Annotated in this window: 16 protein-coding genes; 5 read left to right on the forward strand and 11 right to left on the reverse strand. The window is 74.2% G+C overall.

Translation table 11 applies throughout. The features are described 5' to 3' along the window. Nucleotides 1–117: 117 nt before the first annotated feature. Nucleotides 118–444, forward strand: a complete 327-nt coding sequence (locus tag ACI79I_RS18445) for a DUF2631 domain-containing protein (protein ID WP_456946335.1) — start codon at nt 118–120, stop codon at nt 442–444. A gap of 60 nt (nt 445–504) precedes the next feature. Here ACI79I_RS18445 and ACI79I_RS18450 read toward each other — a convergent pair whose 3' ends face one another. Then, nucleotides 505–1233: a VIT1/CCC1 transporter family protein gene (locus tag ACI79I_RS18450; RefSeq protein WP_456993769.1), complete on the reverse strand. Its 729-nt coding sequence runs from the start codon at nt 1231–1233 to the stop codon at nt 505–507. Beyond that, nucleotides 1230–2405, reverse strand: a complete 1176-nt coding sequence (gene rlmN / locus ACI79I_RS18455; RefSeq protein ID WP_456946337.1) for a 23S rRNA (adenine(2503)-C(2))-methyltransferase RlmN — start codon at nt 2403–2405, stop codon at nt 1230–1232. The genes ACI79I_RS18450 and rlmN overlap by 4 nt, the downstream gene beginning before the upstream one ends. Nucleotides 2406–2438: 33 nt before the next feature. Between rlmN and ACI79I_RS18460 the strand changes: the two genes are divergently transcribed. After that, nucleotides 2439–3068, forward strand: coding sequence for a TrmH family RNA methyltransferase (locus ACI79I_RS18460; protein ID WP_456993770.1), 630 nt, complete (start codon nt 2439–2441; stop codon nt 3066–3068). 91 nt (nt 3069–3159) lie between these two features. Next, the gene (locus ACI79I_RS18465) at nt 3160–3936 is read left to right on the forward strand and encodes a polyphosphate kinase 2 family protein (RefSeq protein ID WP_456993771.1); all 777 of its coding nucleotides are present in this window, start codon (nt 3160–3162) and stop codon (nt 3934–3936) included. Between the two features lie 40 nt (nt 3937–3976). On the opposite strand, the gene ACI79I_RS18470 is transcribed toward ACI79I_RS18465, so the two are convergent. Continuing rightward, a complete protein-coding gene (locus ACI79I_RS18470; protein ID WP_456993772.1) occupies nt 3977–6097 on the reverse strand; it encodes a glycosyltransferase family 2 protein in 2121 nt (706 codons plus the stop codon). A 428-nt stretch (nt 6098–6525) separates the two neighbouring features. Between ACI79I_RS18470 and ACI79I_RS18475 the strand changes: the two genes are divergently transcribed. Then, entirely contained in the window at nt 6526–7617 is a 1092-nt protein-coding gene (locus tag ACI79I_RS18475; RefSeq protein WP_456993773.1) for a GNAT family N-acetyltransferase, read from the forward strand. Nucleotides 7618–7625: 8 nt separating this feature from the next. Here ACI79I_RS18475 and ACI79I_RS18480 read toward each other — a convergent pair whose 3' ends face one another. The 5 genes from ACI79I_RS18480 to rpsB form a co-directional block, all read right to left on the reverse strand. Then, a complete protein-coding gene (locus ACI79I_RS18480) occupies nt 7626–8414 on the reverse strand; it encodes a phosphatidate cytidylyltransferase (RefSeq protein ID WP_456993774.1) in 789 nt (262 codons plus the stop codon). A 307-nt stretch (nt 8415–8721) separates the two neighbouring features. Beyond that, on the reverse strand, nt 8722–9279 hold the full coding sequence (frr, locus tag ACI79I_RS18485) for a ribosome recycling factor (RefSeq protein WP_456993775.1): 558 nt from the start codon (nt 9277–9279) through the stop codon (nt 8722–8724). Nucleotides 9280–9350: 71 nt separating this feature from the next. Further along, the gene (pyrH, locus tag ACI79I_RS18490; protein ID WP_456993776.1) at nt 9351–10136 is read right to left on the reverse strand and encodes a UMP kinase; all 786 of its coding nucleotides are present in this window, start codon (nt 10134–10136) and stop codon (nt 9351–9353) included. Nucleotides 10137–10338: 202 nt separating this feature from the next. After that, nucleotides 10339–11154 carry a translation elongation factor Ts gene (gene tsf, locus ACI79I_RS18495; protein WP_456993777.1) on the reverse strand — a complete coding sequence of 272 codons (816 nt, stop codon included), beginning with the start codon at nt 11152–11154 and terminating at the stop codon, nt 10339–10341. Nucleotides 11155–11270: 116 nt separating this feature from the next. Beyond that, entirely contained in the window at nt 11271–12209 is a 939-nt protein-coding gene (rpsB, locus tag ACI79I_RS18500) for a 30S ribosomal protein S2 (RefSeq protein WP_456993778.1), read from the reverse strand. Between the two features lie 308 nt (nt 12210–12517). Here rpsB and ACI79I_RS18505 point away from each other — a divergent pair, with 308 nt between their 5' ends. After that, nucleotides 12518–13012: a murein hydrolase activator EnvC family protein gene (locus tag ACI79I_RS18505; protein ID WP_456993779.1), complete on the forward strand. Its 495-nt coding sequence runs from the start codon at nt 12518–12520 to the stop codon at nt 13010–13012. A 10-nt stretch (nt 13013–13022) separates the two neighbouring features. Here ACI79I_RS18505 and ACI79I_RS18510 read toward each other — a convergent pair whose 3' ends face one another. From ACI79I_RS18510 to ACI79I_RS18520, 3 genes are all read right to left on the reverse strand, one after another. Further along, entirely contained in the window at nt 13023–13454 is a 432-nt protein-coding gene (locus tag ACI79I_RS18510; RefSeq protein WP_456993780.1) for a thiol-disulfide oxidoreductase DCC family protein, read from the reverse strand. A 76-nt stretch (nt 13455–13530) separates the two neighbouring features. After that, nucleotides 13531–14331, reverse strand: coding sequence for an RNA polymerase sigma factor WhiG (gene whiG / locus ACI79I_RS18515; protein WP_456993781.1), 801 nt, complete (start codon nt 14329–14331; stop codon nt 13531–13533). Between the two features lie 110 nt (nt 14332–14441). Further along, the gene (locus ACI79I_RS18520) at nt 14442–15377 is read right to left on the reverse strand and encodes a tyrosine recombinase XerC (protein ID WP_456993782.1); all 936 of its coding nucleotides are present in this window, start codon (nt 15375–15377) and stop codon (nt 14442–14444) included. Nucleotides 15378–15384: the final 7 nt, after the last annotated feature.

Below are 15384 nucleotides of genomic sequence, written 5' to 3' on the forward strand. Positions count from 1 at the left end.
CCTCGGGCGGTGGGTCCCAGGGGCTCCTGACAGAATGCACAGCGAGCGAGCTTGCGAGCGAGCCGTGGACACGGCAGCGCCGCGAGCGCGATCGACGAGCGCCGGCGAGGAGAGAGCGTGAGCGAGCAGACCCACCGCGAGCGGATCGCGACGGACCACCCCGCGACCGAGCGGGTCAACCAGCCCGGGCGCGAGGAGGCGGTCGTCCGCCACGACGCTGCCCCGGTCGAGCACGAGCGGCCCGAGGAGTGGGGCTGGCACGGGGAGACCGGCCGGGCCGGCCGGATCGCCTCGTGGGTCGCGATCATCTTCCTGGCGGCCTACCTCATCGGGAACCACGAGGGCCGGATGGAGGACTACTGGCTGATCGCGCTCGTCGCCCTCATGATCCTCATCAAGGTGATGGACTACTTCCGCCGGAAGAACGCCTGGCGCAGCCAGTGACGCACCGCCGCCGGCCCTGACGCGAGGCCCGTCCCCCTCCGGGGCGGGCCTCGCGCCGTCTCAGGCGACGCTGACGCCGATCAGCACGCCGATCGCGTAGGTGACCCCGGCGGCCAGCGCCCCGAAGAGGAGCTGACGGGCAGCGGCGAACCACCACGGGCGCGGGGTGAAGCGCGAGGACAGCGCGCCGGCGACGGCCAGGCCGGCCCCGCCGCACAGCAGCGCCACCCACAGCAGCGACGACCCGAGCAGGAACGGCAACAGCGGGACCAGCGCGCCGGTCCCGAAGGTGAGGAACGACGAGACCGCCGCCGTCGTCGGGGAGGGCTTCTCCTCGGGGTTGAGGCCGAGCTCGGCGACGACGTGCAGCCGCAGCGCGACGTCGGGGTCCCGGTGGAGCTGGACGGCCACGCGCTGGGCGAGGTCGGCGTCGACCCCGCGGACCCGCAGCATCTGCACCAGCTCGGCCAGCTCCCCGCGAGGGTTGCGCTCCATCTCGAGGCGCTCCTTGGCCACCTCCAGGTCGAGCTGCTCGTTCTGGGTCTTCACCGAGGTGTACTCGCCCAGCGCCATGGAGATGGCGCCGGCCACCAGGCTGGCCATGCCGGCGAGCACGATCGCCCGCGGCGCCGCGCCGCCGCCACCCACGCCGGCGACCAGCGCGGTGTTGGTGACCAGGCCGTCCATGGCACCGAAGACGGCCGCGCGCAGCCAGCCGCCGGAGACGTCGGCGTGGGTGTGCTCGTGGGCCTCGGCTGCCGGCGGGGTCGACTCGCCCCGCTCGCTCACTCGTCGGCCTCGGCACCCAGCTCGACCGGCGGCTCCAGCGACGGCTGCGGCAGCGCGACGGCGGGGACGCCCTCCACCCGGTCGGCCGCGGCCAGCTGACCGCAGGCGCCGTCGATGTCCTGGCCGCGGGTGTCGCGGACCGTCGTCGGCACGCCGGCTGCGCGCAGCCGCCGGACGAACTCGCGCTGGGCCGGCAGCGGGCTGGCGTCCCACGGGCTGCCCGGCGTCGGGTTGAGCGGGATGAGGTTCACGTGCGCGCGGCGCCCGGCGAGCAGCCGGCCGAGCAGGTCGGCGCGCTCGGGCTGGTCGTTGACGTCGCGGATGAGCGCGTACTCGATCGAGTAGCGGCGGCCGGTGCGCTCGGCGTAGGCGTCGGCCGCGGCGACGACCTCGCCGACCTTCCAGCGGGTGTTGATCGGCACCAGGGTGTCGCGCAGCTCGTCGTCGGGGGCGTGCAGGCTCACCGCCAGGGTGACGTGCAGCCCCTCCTCGGTCAGCCGCCGGATCGCCGGGACGACGCCGACGGTCGAGACGGTGACCGAGCGCTGGGACAGCCCCAGCCCGTGCGGCGCGGGCGTCACCAGGGCGTCGATCGTCTTCCGGACCCGCGCGTAGTTGGCCAGCGGCTCGCCCATGCCCATGAAGACCACGTTGGACAGCCGGCCGGGACCGCCGGGGATCTCCCCGTCGGCCATCGCCGCGGCGGCCGCGACGGCCTGGCCGATGATCTCCGCGGCGGACAGGTTGCGGGTCAACCCGCCCTGCCCGGTGGCGCAGAACGGGCAGGCCATGCCGCACCCGGCCTGGCTGGAGATGCAGACGGTGGCACGGTCCGGGTAGCGCATGAGCACGCTCTCCACCAGCGCGCCGTCGTGCAGCCGCCACAGCGTCTTGCGGGTGCGGCCGCCGTCGGCCGACTGGTGGCGCACGGGCGTGAGCAGGCCGGGCAGCAGCGCGCCGGTCAGCGTCTCGCGCACCGCGGCGGGCAGGTCGGTCATCTGCGCCGGGTCGGTGACGCCGCGGAAGAAGTGCCGCGACAGCTGGTCGGCGCGGAAGGCGGGCTGGCCGAGCTCGGCCACCGCCGCGCGCGCCTCCTCGCGGGTGAGGTCGGCGAGGTGGCGGGGCGGCTTGCCCCGGCGGGGGGCGTCGAAGACCAGGGGCAGGGCAGTCATGGCGCCTCCCATGGTCCCACTAGCGTCGGCCCGGTGACCGAGGCCGAGAGGGAACTCACCCCCGACGACGGCGTGGGTGTGGGTCCCTGGGAGGGACCGTGGCCCGACGACCCCCGCTACGACCCCGAGCTCCTGGCCGGCGGGGACCGCCGCAACGTCGTCGACCGCTACCGGTACTGGACCGTCGAGGCGATCGTCGCCGACCTCGACCCGCGCCGACACCCCTTCCACGTGGCCATCGAGAACTGGAAGCACGACCTCAACATCGGGACCGTCGTCCGGACGGCGAACGCCTTCCTCGCCGAGTCCGTGCACGTGGTGGGGCGGCGGCGCTGGAACCGGCGCGGGGCGATGGTCACCGACCGGTACCAGCACGTCCGGCACCACCCCGACGTCGCGTCGCTGGCCGCGTGGGCGCGCGCGGAGGGGCTGCCGCTCCTGGCCGTCGACAACCTGCCCGGGGCCCGTCCGCTGGAGACCGAGACGCTCCCCCGCGCCTGCGTCCTGCTCTTCGGTCAGGAGGGCAGCGGGCTGACGGCGGAGGCACGGGCGGCTGCCGACGGGGTGCTGTCGATCGCCCAGTTCGGGTCCACCCGGTCGATCAACGCCGGCGTCGCGGCCGGGATCGCCATGCACGCCTGGGTCCGCCAGCACGCGAGGTGAACTCACCCGACGCTGTGCGCCGGTGCGCAGTTCGAACGGTGAGAACTGCTCCTGTGCGCACACCGTTCGGCGTCCTGCCAGGCTGCACGACATGAGCCGTCTCTCGGAGGTCGACCTCGGCGCCCGCCTCTCCAAGCGCGACGCCAAGGAACAGCTCGCCCAGGCCCAGCAGCGGCTGGTGCACCTGCGCCTGCTGCTCGGCGGGCAGATCGGCTCCGGCGAGCTCGGCCCGCCGCTGTGCGTGCTCTTCGAGGGCTGGGACGCCTCGGGCAAGGGCGGCGCGATCAAGCGACTGGTGGAGGAGCTCGACCCCCGGCACGTGCGGGTGGCGCAGTTCGCCGCGCCCACCCACGACGAGAAGCGGCATCACTTCCTGTGGCGGTTCTGGCCGGTGCTGCCCGGCTGGGGCGGCATGGCCGTCCTCGACCGCACCTGGTACGGCCGCGTCCTGGTCGAGCGGGTGGAGGGGTTCGCGACCGAGGACCAGTGGCGCCGGGCCTACGCCGAGATCGTCGACCTGGAGACCACGCTGGCCGCCGAGGGGATGGTCCTGGTCAAGTTCTGGCTGCACGTCTCCCCCGAGGAGCAGCTGCGCCGCTTCGAGTCGCGGCGGGACGACCCCTACCGAGCCTGGAAGCTGACCGACGAGGACTGGCGCAACCGCGAGAAGCGGCCCGCCTACGAGGCCGCCGTCGAGGAGATGCTCGAGCGCACCGACCACCCCCGGGGCCCGTGGCACGTCGTCGCCGCCGACGACAAGCGCTCCGCCCGGGTGACGGTGGTCCGCACCGTCTGCGAGGCGATCGAGGCGGCGCTGGCCGAGCACGGCGTCGACCCCGACGCGCCGCTCGACGGTCCCGGCTGGTGAGGCGTCCGAGCCGTGGCGGGCCCGAGCCGACGCAGTTCTGTCAGGCGGCGTCCCGCACGGCGTGGATCGGGACCACGGCCTGGGGACCCGCTCCAGGGTCGGCAGCCAGCTCGCCGGGACACTCCCCGTCGTCCCGGACGGAGGACCCCCGTCGCAGCCGGCCCTTCAGCGGTGCGGTCAGGTCGCCCAGCGCGTGACGCCAACCGATGTACCGCGTGACCGCCACGGCGAGGAGCACGGCGTTGGCTCCCCCCAACACCGCGTGCAGGTCCCGGCCGGCGACCGCGTCCACCGTCGCGCCGACTGCCCACAACGCGAGCAGGACGAGGGTCGAGGCGACGTAGAGGGCCGGAGCGGCCGTCCGATCGCTCACCTTCGGCGTCCGGCCGAAGGGGATCCGCCGACCGGTCAGCGCCTGACGCACTGACATGACGACGCCACCGAGGTTGACGGGGAGCATCAGCAGGTTGAGCGCGTAGACCTCGAGCAGCTCGCGGCGCCGCCGGCCCATGAGGCGGAGGTCGCGTGCGTAGAGGGCGAAGTACGGGACGGACGTCCCGACCAGCAGGGCGACGGGGACGTCCAACTCGAGCGGGACGAACATCAGGAACAGGAGCGCCAGGTTCGCCGTCGCGATGCTGATGAGGTAGTGCACGCGCATGACCGCCTCGGCGGTCCTGCCGCGCAGCCCGCTGCGTCGGTAGGACCGCAGCAGTTTGGGCAGGATGATGAGGCCGCCGTTGGCCCACCGTCGGCGCTGGATGAGCAACGACCCGTAGTCGGCGGGGGTGGCGCTGTAGGCCAGCCGCGCGGGGTAGTTGTGCAGCCTCCAGCCGGCATCCACCAGGTCGACGGTCGACTCCGTGTCCTCGATCACCGTGCGGTCCTGGATGAACCGCGTCACCTCCTTGGACCCCTCCTGCTCGGTGGTGGCGATGTCGGCCAGCGCGTCTGTCCGCAGCAGTGCGTTCGCGCCGACCCAGTAGGTGGCGTCGAAGTGCGTGGTGCCCTGGTGGACGACGTGCATGACGTCCGTGGTGGCGCCCGCGGTGCGCTCGACGGGGCCCGGGGCGCCGGGAACGGCCGAGTACGGCGTCTGCATCACCGCGGTCCGGACCTGCTCCGGCCGGCTCATGGCCTGCACCAACCGGGCCGAGTAGTCGTGCACGAGGAGGCTGTCCGCGTCCAAGGTGAGCAGCCAGCGGCTGGCCGGGACCTCGATCACCGTCTGCGGGTCCGCGGGGGCCGGTCGTGGCGACCGCGTCGGCGCGGGCACGGGCTCGAGGTGCACCCCGTCCGGACGGTGCACCTCCTGCCAGCGTCGGCCGAGCAGCCCGATGTAGGAGTTGAGGTTCATCGCCTTGTTCGCCTCATGGGACAGGTTGGCGTACCTCTTGCGCTCGAAGACGGTCACCTCGACGGCGAACAGGCAGGCCAGGCGCTGGTGGTCGCGGCGCAGCCGGCCCAGGGTCAGCGTCCCGGCCGTCCGGGACGCGGCGACCTCGGCCGCCCGCTCGCGACAGGCGATCGCACGGGCACCGAAGGTCAGCCGGCTGAACAGGCGTGCGGTGTGGTCTTCGGCGTGTTCGGCCTCGAACTGCCGGTCGAACCAGTGAGCAGTGCGTTCGTAGAGGTCCTCCACCCACCGGGCCTCCTCGACCAGGAGGTCCTGGGGGACGTCGGTGGAGTGCCCGGTGCGGCGGGCGAAGGCGTGTGCCTCCTCTGCGAGCTCGCGCGCCGGATCGGCCACGAGGGCGTGCACCTGCGCGGGGAGCCCGCGAACGGCGTCCAGCGCCGCGACGTGCCCCGGGGCGTCCGGTGCCGGCGGGTCGTCCACCAGGATCACCACCCGTCGGTCCGGGTAGTCCTGCAGCGCGGCCGACAGCACCGTCTGGCGCACCACGGCCATGTCCTCGCGGTAGGAGGGGATCAGGACCGTCAGCTTCCCCGGTTCGGCGTCGGGCTCGAACAGCTCGTCCTGATCCGCGGGATCCGCGACCTCCGCGGAGAGCAGCCTCCGGAAGTGGCCCCACCGGGCCAGCTGGTAGACCAGTCCCCCATAGACGAGGACGGCGATGGCCAGGCTGCCCAGAGCCCCGAGCACTGCCCGCAGGAGATGACCCTGGGAGACCTCGTGGGTCAGCTGTACGGTCAGCAACACCCCGACGACGGCCGCCACAGCGCACGTCACGACCAGCGACGCCCCGGTCAACCACAGCTCCCGTCGATGGGCGGGGGCAGACCCCTGCGCCTCCGGGGGTGGCACAGGGAGGTCAGGGCGGGACGTCGGACCGGAGCCGGTCGAGGTCAGGACGCGAGCGGCAGTCACAGAGCAGCTCCTCCAGGAGCAGGCGAGGGGCACCCATGCGGTCATGGGGATCAGCCAGCGGCGACGCTGCTCGACCGGCGGAGGGCCGTGTGTAGGACGACCCAGGCCTCTCAGGGCCGGGCGCCACGCTAATGACTCCTGCGGGACATCTGCCATGACGCAGGTCACCTGAGCAGAGGCCGGCCCGGTCGGTCCAGGAGTCGCCGTGCGCAGGCCGCCCGACGGTGATCGGCCCCCACCCCCGTCGGCAGGATGGCGGGATGACCGCGAGCGTCCTCGTCCACCTCACGGAGGCGTGGGCGTGGCGCGCCGCCCTGGACCGCGGCGCCCTGCGCCCGCCGTCGCTGGCCGACGACGGCTTCGTCCACCTGTCCACGCCCGAGCAGGTGCACCTGCCCGCGGGGCGGCTGTTCCCCGGCCGCCGCGACCTGGTGCTGCTCGTCGTCGACCCCGCGCGCCTGGCCGACCCCCTGCGCTGGGAACCGGGGCACCCGCAGGACCCGCCCGGCACCCGCTTCCCCCACCTGTACGGACCGCTGCCGACGTCGGCCGTGGTCGCGGTCGTCCCGTGGCGGCCGCCGGTCGAGCCCGTGCTGCCGGCGCCGGACGACGCGTTCGGCCGGGCGGTGGCGCTGCAGACCTCTCTGGCGGTCCGGCGGGCCCCCGAGGTGCGCGACGTCCCCGGCGGCGTGCTCGTGGCCGATCGGCGCTACCCCCACTCGCGCGACGACAACGCGGTGCTCCTGAGCGCCCCGGTGGACGCCGCGACCGTCGAGCGGACGGCGCTCGGGTCCGGGCTGCCCTCCCCCGCCGCCGTGCTGCGCTGGCCCGGCGCGGGGACGGTCGCCGCCGAGCTCGCTGACCGCGGCTGGGAGGTCTCGGAGCTGCTGGTCATGAGCCGGCCGGCCACCCCGCTGGACGGCGGCGCCCGCGCCGAGGTGACCGACCAGCGCGAGCTGCACGGGCTGTGGGACCGCTCCTGGCGACGCGACCTGCCCGTCCTGCCCGAGCTCGACGAGGTCGTCGCCCAGCTCGTCGGCCGCGAGCACCGCACCGACGCAGTGGTGGCGGTCACCGACGTCGCGGTCCGCGAGGAGGGCAGCCCGGTGGCCGCCGGTCAGTTGCGGGTCGACGGCGCGACGGCCTCGATCGAGTCGGTGATGACCGAGCCGCAGGTCCGCGGCCGCGGGTACGGCGACGCGGTCCTCGCCCGGCTGGTCACGCTCGCCGCCGAGGCCGGCTGCGACCTCGTCGTCCTGGAGGCGCACGCCGCGGACTGGCCGCGGCACTGGTACGCCCGCCGCGGGTTCGCCGTCGTCGGTTCGGTGTGGGAGGTCGGCTCCCGCGGCTGACCGCAGCCTCAGGCGGGAGCGACCCAGGAGAGCAGCAGGTAGGCGACCGCGGCCGACGGCAGCAGGGAGTCCAGCCGGTCCATGATGCCGCCGTGGCCGGGCAGCAGCGTGCCCATGTCCTTGATGCCGAGGTCCCGCTTGATCAGGGACTCGCCCAGGTCACCGGCCGTCGCGCTCACCGCCAGGGCCGCGCCGAAGATCACACCACCCCACCACGGTCCGTCCAGCGCCAGGGTGACGATCGGCGTGGCGATCAGCACGCACGCGACGATCGACCCCGCCATCCCCTCCCAGGACTTCTTGGGGCTGACCGACGGGGCCATGGGGTGCCGGCCGGCCAGCACGCCGGCGGCGAACCCGCCGACGTCGTTGCCCACGACGGTCGCGATGAACGCCAGCACCCGCGCCACGCCGTCGTCGGGCACGAGCAGGAGGACGGCGAAGCCGGCCAGCAGCGGCACGTAGGCGGCGACCAGGACGCCGGCGGAGGCGTCGCGGAGGTAGTCCTCGGGGCCGTCACCGAGCCGCCACAGCAGGACCGCGAGGACGGTGAGCAGGAACCCGACGACCAGGCCGGAGGTGCCGCGGGTCCACGCCAGGCCGAGCATCGCGACCGCGCCGACCAGCACCGGGACCAGCGGCGGCCGGGCCCCGCCGGCCTCGACGGCGCGGGTGAGCTCGACGATCCCGACCAGGATCGCCGCCACGATGACCAGCAGGAAGGCCGGCCGGTGGATGAGCAGCGAGGCGATGATGACCGCGCCGAGGCCCAGACCGACGCCGATGGCGGCGACCATGTCCCGCCCCGCCCGGCCCTGCTTCCGCGCGGGGCCCTCCGGGGAGGAGGAGTCCGGGGCCGGGCCGGGGGCGCCCGTCGCCGGGGCCTCGACCGTCGCCGGAGCGGTGTCCGTCGCCGGCCTGGGGTCCGTCGTCGGGCCGCCGACGGGCGCCGGGGTCTCGACGGTCGCCGGCTCGGCGACCGGCAGCTGCGCCGTCCGGGCCTCCCGGGGCGGTCGGGGCGCCGGGGGCGGTGTGGGACGTCGGCCGACGACGGGGATCGGCCCCGTGTCGGGATCGGGTGTCATGGGAGGAGGACCGAACGGCTCAGACCTCGAGCAGCTCGGCCTCCTTGTTCTTGACCGCCTCGTCGACCGAGTGCACGTGCTTGGCGGTGAGGTCGTCGAGCTCCTTCTCCGCCCGACGCACCTCGTCCTCGCCCGCCTCGCCGTCCTTGGCGATGCGGTCGAGCTCCTCCTTGCTGCGGCGCCGGATGTTCCGGATGGCGACCTTCGCGTCCTCGCCCTTGGACCGTGCCTGCTTGACCAGGTCGCGGCGGCGCTCCTCGGTCAGCTGCGGGAAGACCACGCGGATGATCTGGCCGTCGTTGGTCGGGTTGACGCCCAGGTCACTGTCGCGGATGGCCTTCTCGATGGCCGAGAGCTGCCCGTTGTCGTAGGGCTTGATGACCGCCATGCGCGCTTCGGGCACGGTGATCGACGACATCTGCGGCACCGGGGTGGGCGCGCCGTAGTAGTCGACCAGGACCTTGTTGAACATCGAGGGCGCGGCCCGCCCGGTGCGCACCGAGCCGAGGTCCTCCCGCGCGACCGACAGGGCCTTGTCCATCCGCTCCTCGGCGTCGAGCAGGGTGTCGTCGATCACGGGTCTCTCCTCCTGAGGCGGCGGGTGCTGCACCGCCGGTGTCGCGGGTCTGCGTGCTGGGACGGCGCCGGTCAGGCCGGGTCGCTGATCAGCGTCCCGATCTTCTCACCTGCGACGGCATGGGCGATGTTGCCGTCGCGCAGCAGGTTGAAGACGACGATCGGCATGCGGTTGTCCATGCACAGGCTGATCGCCGTCGCGTCGGCCACCTTCAGCTGCTTGGCCAGCACGGTGGCGTAGTCGAGGTGGTGGTACATGACCGCGTCGGGGTTGGTCCGGGGGTCGTCGTCGTAGACGCCGTCCACCCCGTTCTTGGCCATGAGCAGCACCTGGCAGCCGATCTCCAGCGCCCGCTGCGCGGCCACCGTGTCGGTCGAGAAGTAGGGCATGCCGGCGCCGGCGCCGAAGATGACCAGGCGGCCCTTCTCCAGGTGCCGCACCGCCTTGCGCGGGATGTAGGGCTCGGCGACCTGGCCCATGGTGATCGCGGTCTGCACGCGCGTCTCCAGGCCCACCTGCTCGCAGAAGGCCTGCAGCGCCAGGCAGTTCATGACGGTGCCGAGCATGCCCATGTAGTCGGCGTGCCGGCGGTCCATGCCGGCCTGCGAGAGCTCGGCGCCGCGGAAGAAGTTGCCGCCCCCGACGACGATGGCGACCTGGGTGCCGCCGTGGACGACCTCGGCCAGCTGTTCGGCGATGTTCTGGACGATGCCGGAGTCCACACCGACCTTGCCGCCGCCGAACGCCTCGCCGGACAGCTTGAGCAGGACCCGCTTGTAGCCCCCGTCGTCAGCGGGCTGGAAGGCGGTCGGCGCGGACAGGGGCGTGGTGGCGCTCGGCGCGGCGGTGTCGGTCAACTGTTCATCCCTCGCTCGACGGCGTTCCCCTGATCCTGCCGCATGGGCTCGGCGCGCTCGCGCGGGCAGGGGTCCCCGCGGTCCCGTCCCGGACGCGCCACCGGCCCCGTCCCGAGACGGGACGGGGCCGGTGAGCGGAAGGACCCCACTGCCCCCCACCACTCGCACGCTCGCGGCGGGCCCTGCAGCAGGGCCGTCAGTACTAGGCCTGGCCGACCTCGAAGCGGGCGAACCGCTCCACGGTCAGGCCGGCCTCGTCGACGATCTGCTTGACCGTGCGCTTGGGCTCGGTGATCGACGGCTGCTCGAGCAGGACGAAGTCCTTGTAGTAGGCGTTGACCCGGCCCTCGACGATCTTCACGATCGCCTGCTCGGGCTTGCCCTCCTCCTTGGCCGTCTGCTCGGCGACGCGGCGCTCGGTCTCGACCGCCTCGGCCGGGACCTCGTCGCGGGTGAGGTACCGCGGGCGCGCGGCGGCGATGTGCATCGCCAGGCTGCGGGCGGCCTCCTCGCTGCCCCCGGTGTACTGCACGGCGACGCCGATGGCCGGGGGCAGGTCGGTGGCCCGCTTGTGCAGGTAGGTGGCGGTGGTGCCCTCGAAGACGGTGAAGCGGCTCAGGACGAGCTTCTCCCCGATGCGGGCGGACTCGCCCTCGACCAGCGCGGCGACGGTCTGGCCGTCGACCTCGGTGGCCAGCAGCGCCTCGACGTCGGCGGGCTTGCGCTCCAGGACGATGTCCAGCAGCCGCTCGGCGAGCTTGACGAAGTCGGCGTTCTTGGCGACGAAGTCGGTCTCGCAGTCGAGCTCGAGCAGCGCGCCGTCCTTGCTGACGACGACGCCGTTGGTCGTGGAGCGCTCGAGGCGCTTGCCGACGTCCTTGGCGCCCTTGATGCGCAGCAGCTCGACGGCCTTGTCGTAGTCGCCCTCGGCCTCGGTCAGGGCCTTCTTGCAGTCCATCATCCCGGCGCCGGTCGCGTCGCGGAGCCGCTTGACGTCGGCAGCGGTGAAGCCAGCCATGTCACTTCCCTCTGTGTCTGGGGTGGGTGTGGTGCTGAGTCGGGAGTCCCGGACGGGGCCGCCCGGACGGGCCACGGCGCCGTCCCCGCGGCGGGCGGGGACGGCGCCGGCGCGGTTCAGCCGTTCTGGGCGCCCTGCGTGCCGGTGGCCGTGTCGCCGGTGGCCGGGACGCCCTCGACCGGGGCGACCTCGCCCGCGGTGACCACGGGCGGGGCGGCCGGGGTCTCGGGCAGCGGGGTGGCCTCGGCGGCCGGGGCCGCGGCGGCGTCGCCACCGGTCAGGAGCTCGCGCTCCCAGTCGGCCAGCGGCTCGGCCTCGCCGATGACGGGCTCGGCGCCGTCCTCGCGGCCGGCGTTGGCCTGCGCGGCCGAGCGGGCCATGAGGCCCTCGGCGACGGCGTCGGCGATCACGCGGGTCAGGAGGGCAGCGCTGCGGATGGCGTCGTCATTGCCCGGGATCTTGTAGTCGACCTCGTCGGGGTCGCAGTTGGTGTCGAGGATCGCGACGACCGGGATGCCCAGCTTGCGGGCCTCGCCGACGGCGATGTGCTCCTTCTTGGTGTCCACGATCCAGACGGCGCTGGGCACCTTCTGCATGTCGCGGATACCGCCGAGGCTGCGCTCCAGCTTGGCCTTCTCGCGGGTCAGGCCCAGCTGCTCCTTCTTGGACAGGCCGGCCATGACGCCGGTCTGCTCCATGTCCTCGAGCTCCTTGAGCCGCTGCAGCCGCTTGTGGACCGTCGAGAAGTTCGTGAGCATGCCGCCCAGCCAGCGCTGGTTGACGTAGGGCATGCCGACCCGCTGCGCCTGCTCGGCGATGACCTCCTGGGCCTGCCGCTTGGTGCCGATGAACAGGATCGAGCCACCGTGCGCCACGGTCTGCTTGACGAACTCGTAGGCGTTGTCGATGTACCCGAGCGTCTGCTGCAGGTCGATGATGTAGATGCCGTTGCGCTCGGTGAAGATGAAGCGCTTCATCTTCGGGTTCCAGCGACGGGTCTGGTGCCCGAAGTGGACGCCGCTGTCGAGCAGCTGCTTCATGCTGACGACTGCCATGGCCGCAGCCCTTCTCTCGCGCGCGGCCGCCCGGCGGCCGCGCTCCTCGGTTGTCGCGGGCACCGGGTGGTGCACCGCCCTGGCGTCCGCGGTGCCACACCACCCCGCGGGGCGTACCCACGGGGACCGAGGTGGCGACCGGCCCGCTGGCTCCAGCGGGCACGAGGACGCGCGAAGTCGACCCGGTCGAGACGGGTCGCGCCGACGAGCATACGCCTCGCGCGGCGAGGTCCTCCCCCGAGGCCGGGGCCGTCCACAGACCCCGCTCCCCCGGCGATCGGCGCGTGTGCCGGGTGGAGGCTGCCGCCGTGCGCCTCCTCGTCCCCCTGCTCCTCGCCACGGCGCTGGTCCTCGGCCCCGCTCCCGCCGTCGCCGAGCCCGCGCCCCCGTCGTCCTCCGCGCTGTGGGTGCCGCCCGTCGAGGGGGCGGTGACCCGGCCGTTCGACCCGCCGGCCGACCGGTACGCCGCCGGTCACCGGGGCGTGGACCTCGCCGGAGCGCCCGGCGCGGCCGTGCTGGCCGCCGGGGACGGCGTGGTGGCGTTCGCCGGGATGGTCGCCGGACGTCCGGTGGTCAGCGTCGACCACCCCGGCGGGCTGCGGACCACGTACGAGCCGGTCGAGCCGACGGTCGGCGCAGGTCAGGCGGTGGCGCGGGGCTCCCCGCTGGGGGCGCTCACCGCCGGGCACGACGGCTGCCCGGCTGCGGCCTGCCTCCACTGGGGCCTGCGCCTCAGGGACACCTACCTGGACCCCCTGGCCCTGCTCCGCCCGCCGGAGGTGCGGCTGCTGCCGCTCGGCTGAGCGGCTCGCGTCACGCCGCCGTGCCGGACCCGCCGCGCTGCTCGTCGGGCGAGCGCGGGGGGACGGCGCAGGCCGCGGTACCGCCCGGCAGGCGCATGCGGTTGGCCGCGACGAGCCGGTAGACGCCGTCGGCGACCCACGAGAGCGGGGGCACGCGCAGCGCGACCCCCAGGAGGGTCCAGGGGCTGCCCGCCGCCCGGAGCGCGTCGGCCACGGCGCGGGCGCCCCCGCTCACCCGGCCGGATCGGGACACCCACAGCACCTCGCGCTGCGCCCGCGCCGACGTCACGCCAATCGACGTCAGGTCGGTGCGCTGCCACGGGGTCACCGCGCAGTCCCGGGGCAGGATCCGCCGGGCGACCTGCGCGGCACGTGTGCAGAACCCGCAGTCGCCGTCGTAGACGAGCGCGGGCCCGTCCAGGGCGCCCCGCGGCGCGGTCACGCGATCACCATGGCGCGACTCCGCGCCCGAGTCCGCTCCATGCTCGTCCCTCGCCGCGATGCTCCCCGGGCTGCCGTCACGCGATGTCGGCGAGCTTGGTCCGCAGGTGCAGGACCGCCTTGGTGTGCAGCTGGCAGATGCGGCTCTCGGTGACGCCGAGGACACGGCCGATGTCGGCCAGGGTCAGCCCCTCGAAGTAGTAGAGGCTGACCACGACCTTCTCCCGCTCCGGCAGCTGCTCCACCGCCCGCGCCAGGAGCTGGCGGGCCTCGCCGTGCTCGGCCATCGCCTGCGGGTCGAGGGCGCTGGGGTCCTGCAGGGTGTCGACCAGGCGGGGCGCGCCACCCTCGTCGTCGGAGAGCAGCTCGTCCAGGGCCACGACGTTGACCAGGGACAGCTGGCCGAGGAACTTGCGGACCTCCTCGACGTCCATGCCCATCTCGGCGGCCACCTCCTCGTCGGTGGGGCTGCGCCGCAGGCGGCTCTCCAGCGCCGCGACGGTGCGCTCGAACTGGCGGGCCTTCATCCGCACCGACCGCGGGATCCAGTCGGTGCTGCGCAGCTCGTCGATGATCGCGCCGCGGATGCGCGCCATCGCGTAGCTCTCGAACTTCACCTCGCGCGAGGGCTGGTAGCGGGTGATCGCGTCGATCAGACCGAAGGTGCCGTAGGAGACGAGGTCGGCCTGCTCCACGTGCGCCGGCAGGCCGCTGCCGACCCGGCCCGCGACGTACTTGACCAGCGGCGCGTAGTGGAGGATCAGCCGGTCCCGCAGCGCGGGGTCGCGGTCGGTGACGTAGGTGGCCCACAGCTCGGCCAGCGCCGCGTCGGCGTCGTCGTGGGCCCCGTCGAGCCGGTTGATGGTGGCCTCGGGCACGGTCTGCGCTCCCGGTCGTTCGGAGGCCGGCCAGGGCCGCCTCGGGGTGGGCACGGCGGGCGATTCGATCGCGCGCACGACAACTGTGTCAGACACGTTCAGGACTCCTGTCAGGCGCGCGGGTGGGCCTGGGCGTGGACCGCCCGGAGCCGTTCGACCGTCACGTGGGTGTAGATCTGGGTGGTCGCGAGGCTGGCGTGGCCGAGCAACTCCTGGACCGAGCGCAGGTCCGCCCCGCCCTCCAGCACGTGGGTGGCGGCGGAGTGCCGCAGGCCGTGGGGGCCCATGTCGGGGGCTCCGGGGGCGGCGGCCACCGCCGCGTGCACCGTGCGGCGCACCTCGCGGGGGTCCAGCCGCCGTCCGCGCAGGCCGAGGAGCAGCGCCGGGCCGGACTCCGCCGTCGCCAGTGCGGGCCGGCCACGGGTCAGCCAGGCGTCCAGCGCCCGTTCCGCGGGGATGCCGTAGGGCACGCTGCGCTCCTTGCGCCCCTTGCCGAGCACCCGCAGGAGGCGGCGGCCGCGGTCGACGTCGTCCACGTCGAGCCCGACCAGCTCGCTGACCCGGATGCCGCTGGCGTAGAGCAGCTCGAGGACGACGGCGTCACGCAGCCCGACCGGCTCCTCGGCGCCGGCGGCCGACTCGACCACGGCCCGCGCCTGGTCCGGGGCCAGCACGTCGGGCAGGACGCGGTGCGCCTTCGGGCTGACCAGCCGCTGGCCGACGTCCTCGGAGGTGAGCCCGGCCCGCCGCAACCAGCCGGTGAACGACCGCGCCGCGGCGGCCCGCCGCGCGGTGGTGGCCCGCCCCGCGCCGCGGGTCCGCCCCTGGGCCAGCCAGCTGCGCAGCGTGGCCAGGTCGAGGTCGTCGACCCGGGTGCCGCCGCGCCGGGTCAGGTGGTCGAGCAGCCAGACGGCGTCGCCGACGTAGCCGCGGACGGTGTGCTCGGACAGGTCCCGCTGGCTGCGCAGGTGGTCCTCGTACCCGGTCAGCGCCTCGGCGAGCTGCGGCGGCAGGGCAGCACGAGCGTCGGCGGTCCGGGCGGTCACCGGGGAA

The sequence above is a fragment of the Geodermatophilus sp. SYSU D01105 genome, from assembly GCF_054050095.1.

Bases quoted from the DNA above. Each gene is read 5' to 3' on its own strand.
- rlmN (WP_456946337.1), bottom strand. From the start codon at position 2,405: ATGACTGCCCTGCCCCTGGTCTTCGACGCCCCCCGCCGGGGCAAGCCG.
- ACI79I_RS18465 (WP_456993771.1), top strand. From the start codon at position 3,160: ATGAGCCGTCTCTCGGAGGTCGACCTCGGCGCCCGCCTCTCCAAGCGC.
- ACI79I_RS18475 (WP_456993773.1), top strand. From the start codon at position 6,526: ATGACCGCGAGCGTCCTCGTCCACCTCACGGAGGCGTGGGCGTGGCGC.
- ACI79I_RS18480 (WP_456993774.1), bottom strand. From the start codon at position 8,414: ATGGTCGCCGCCATCGGCGTCGGTCTGGGCCTCGGCGCGGTCATCATC.
- tsf (WP_456993777.1), bottom strand. From the start codon at position 11,154: ATGGCTGGCTTCACCGCTGCCGACGTCAAGCGGCTCCGCGACGCGACC.
- rpsB (WP_456993778.1), bottom strand. From the start codon at position 12,209: ATGGCAGTCGTCAGCATGAAGCAGCTGCTCGACAGCGGCGTCCACTTC.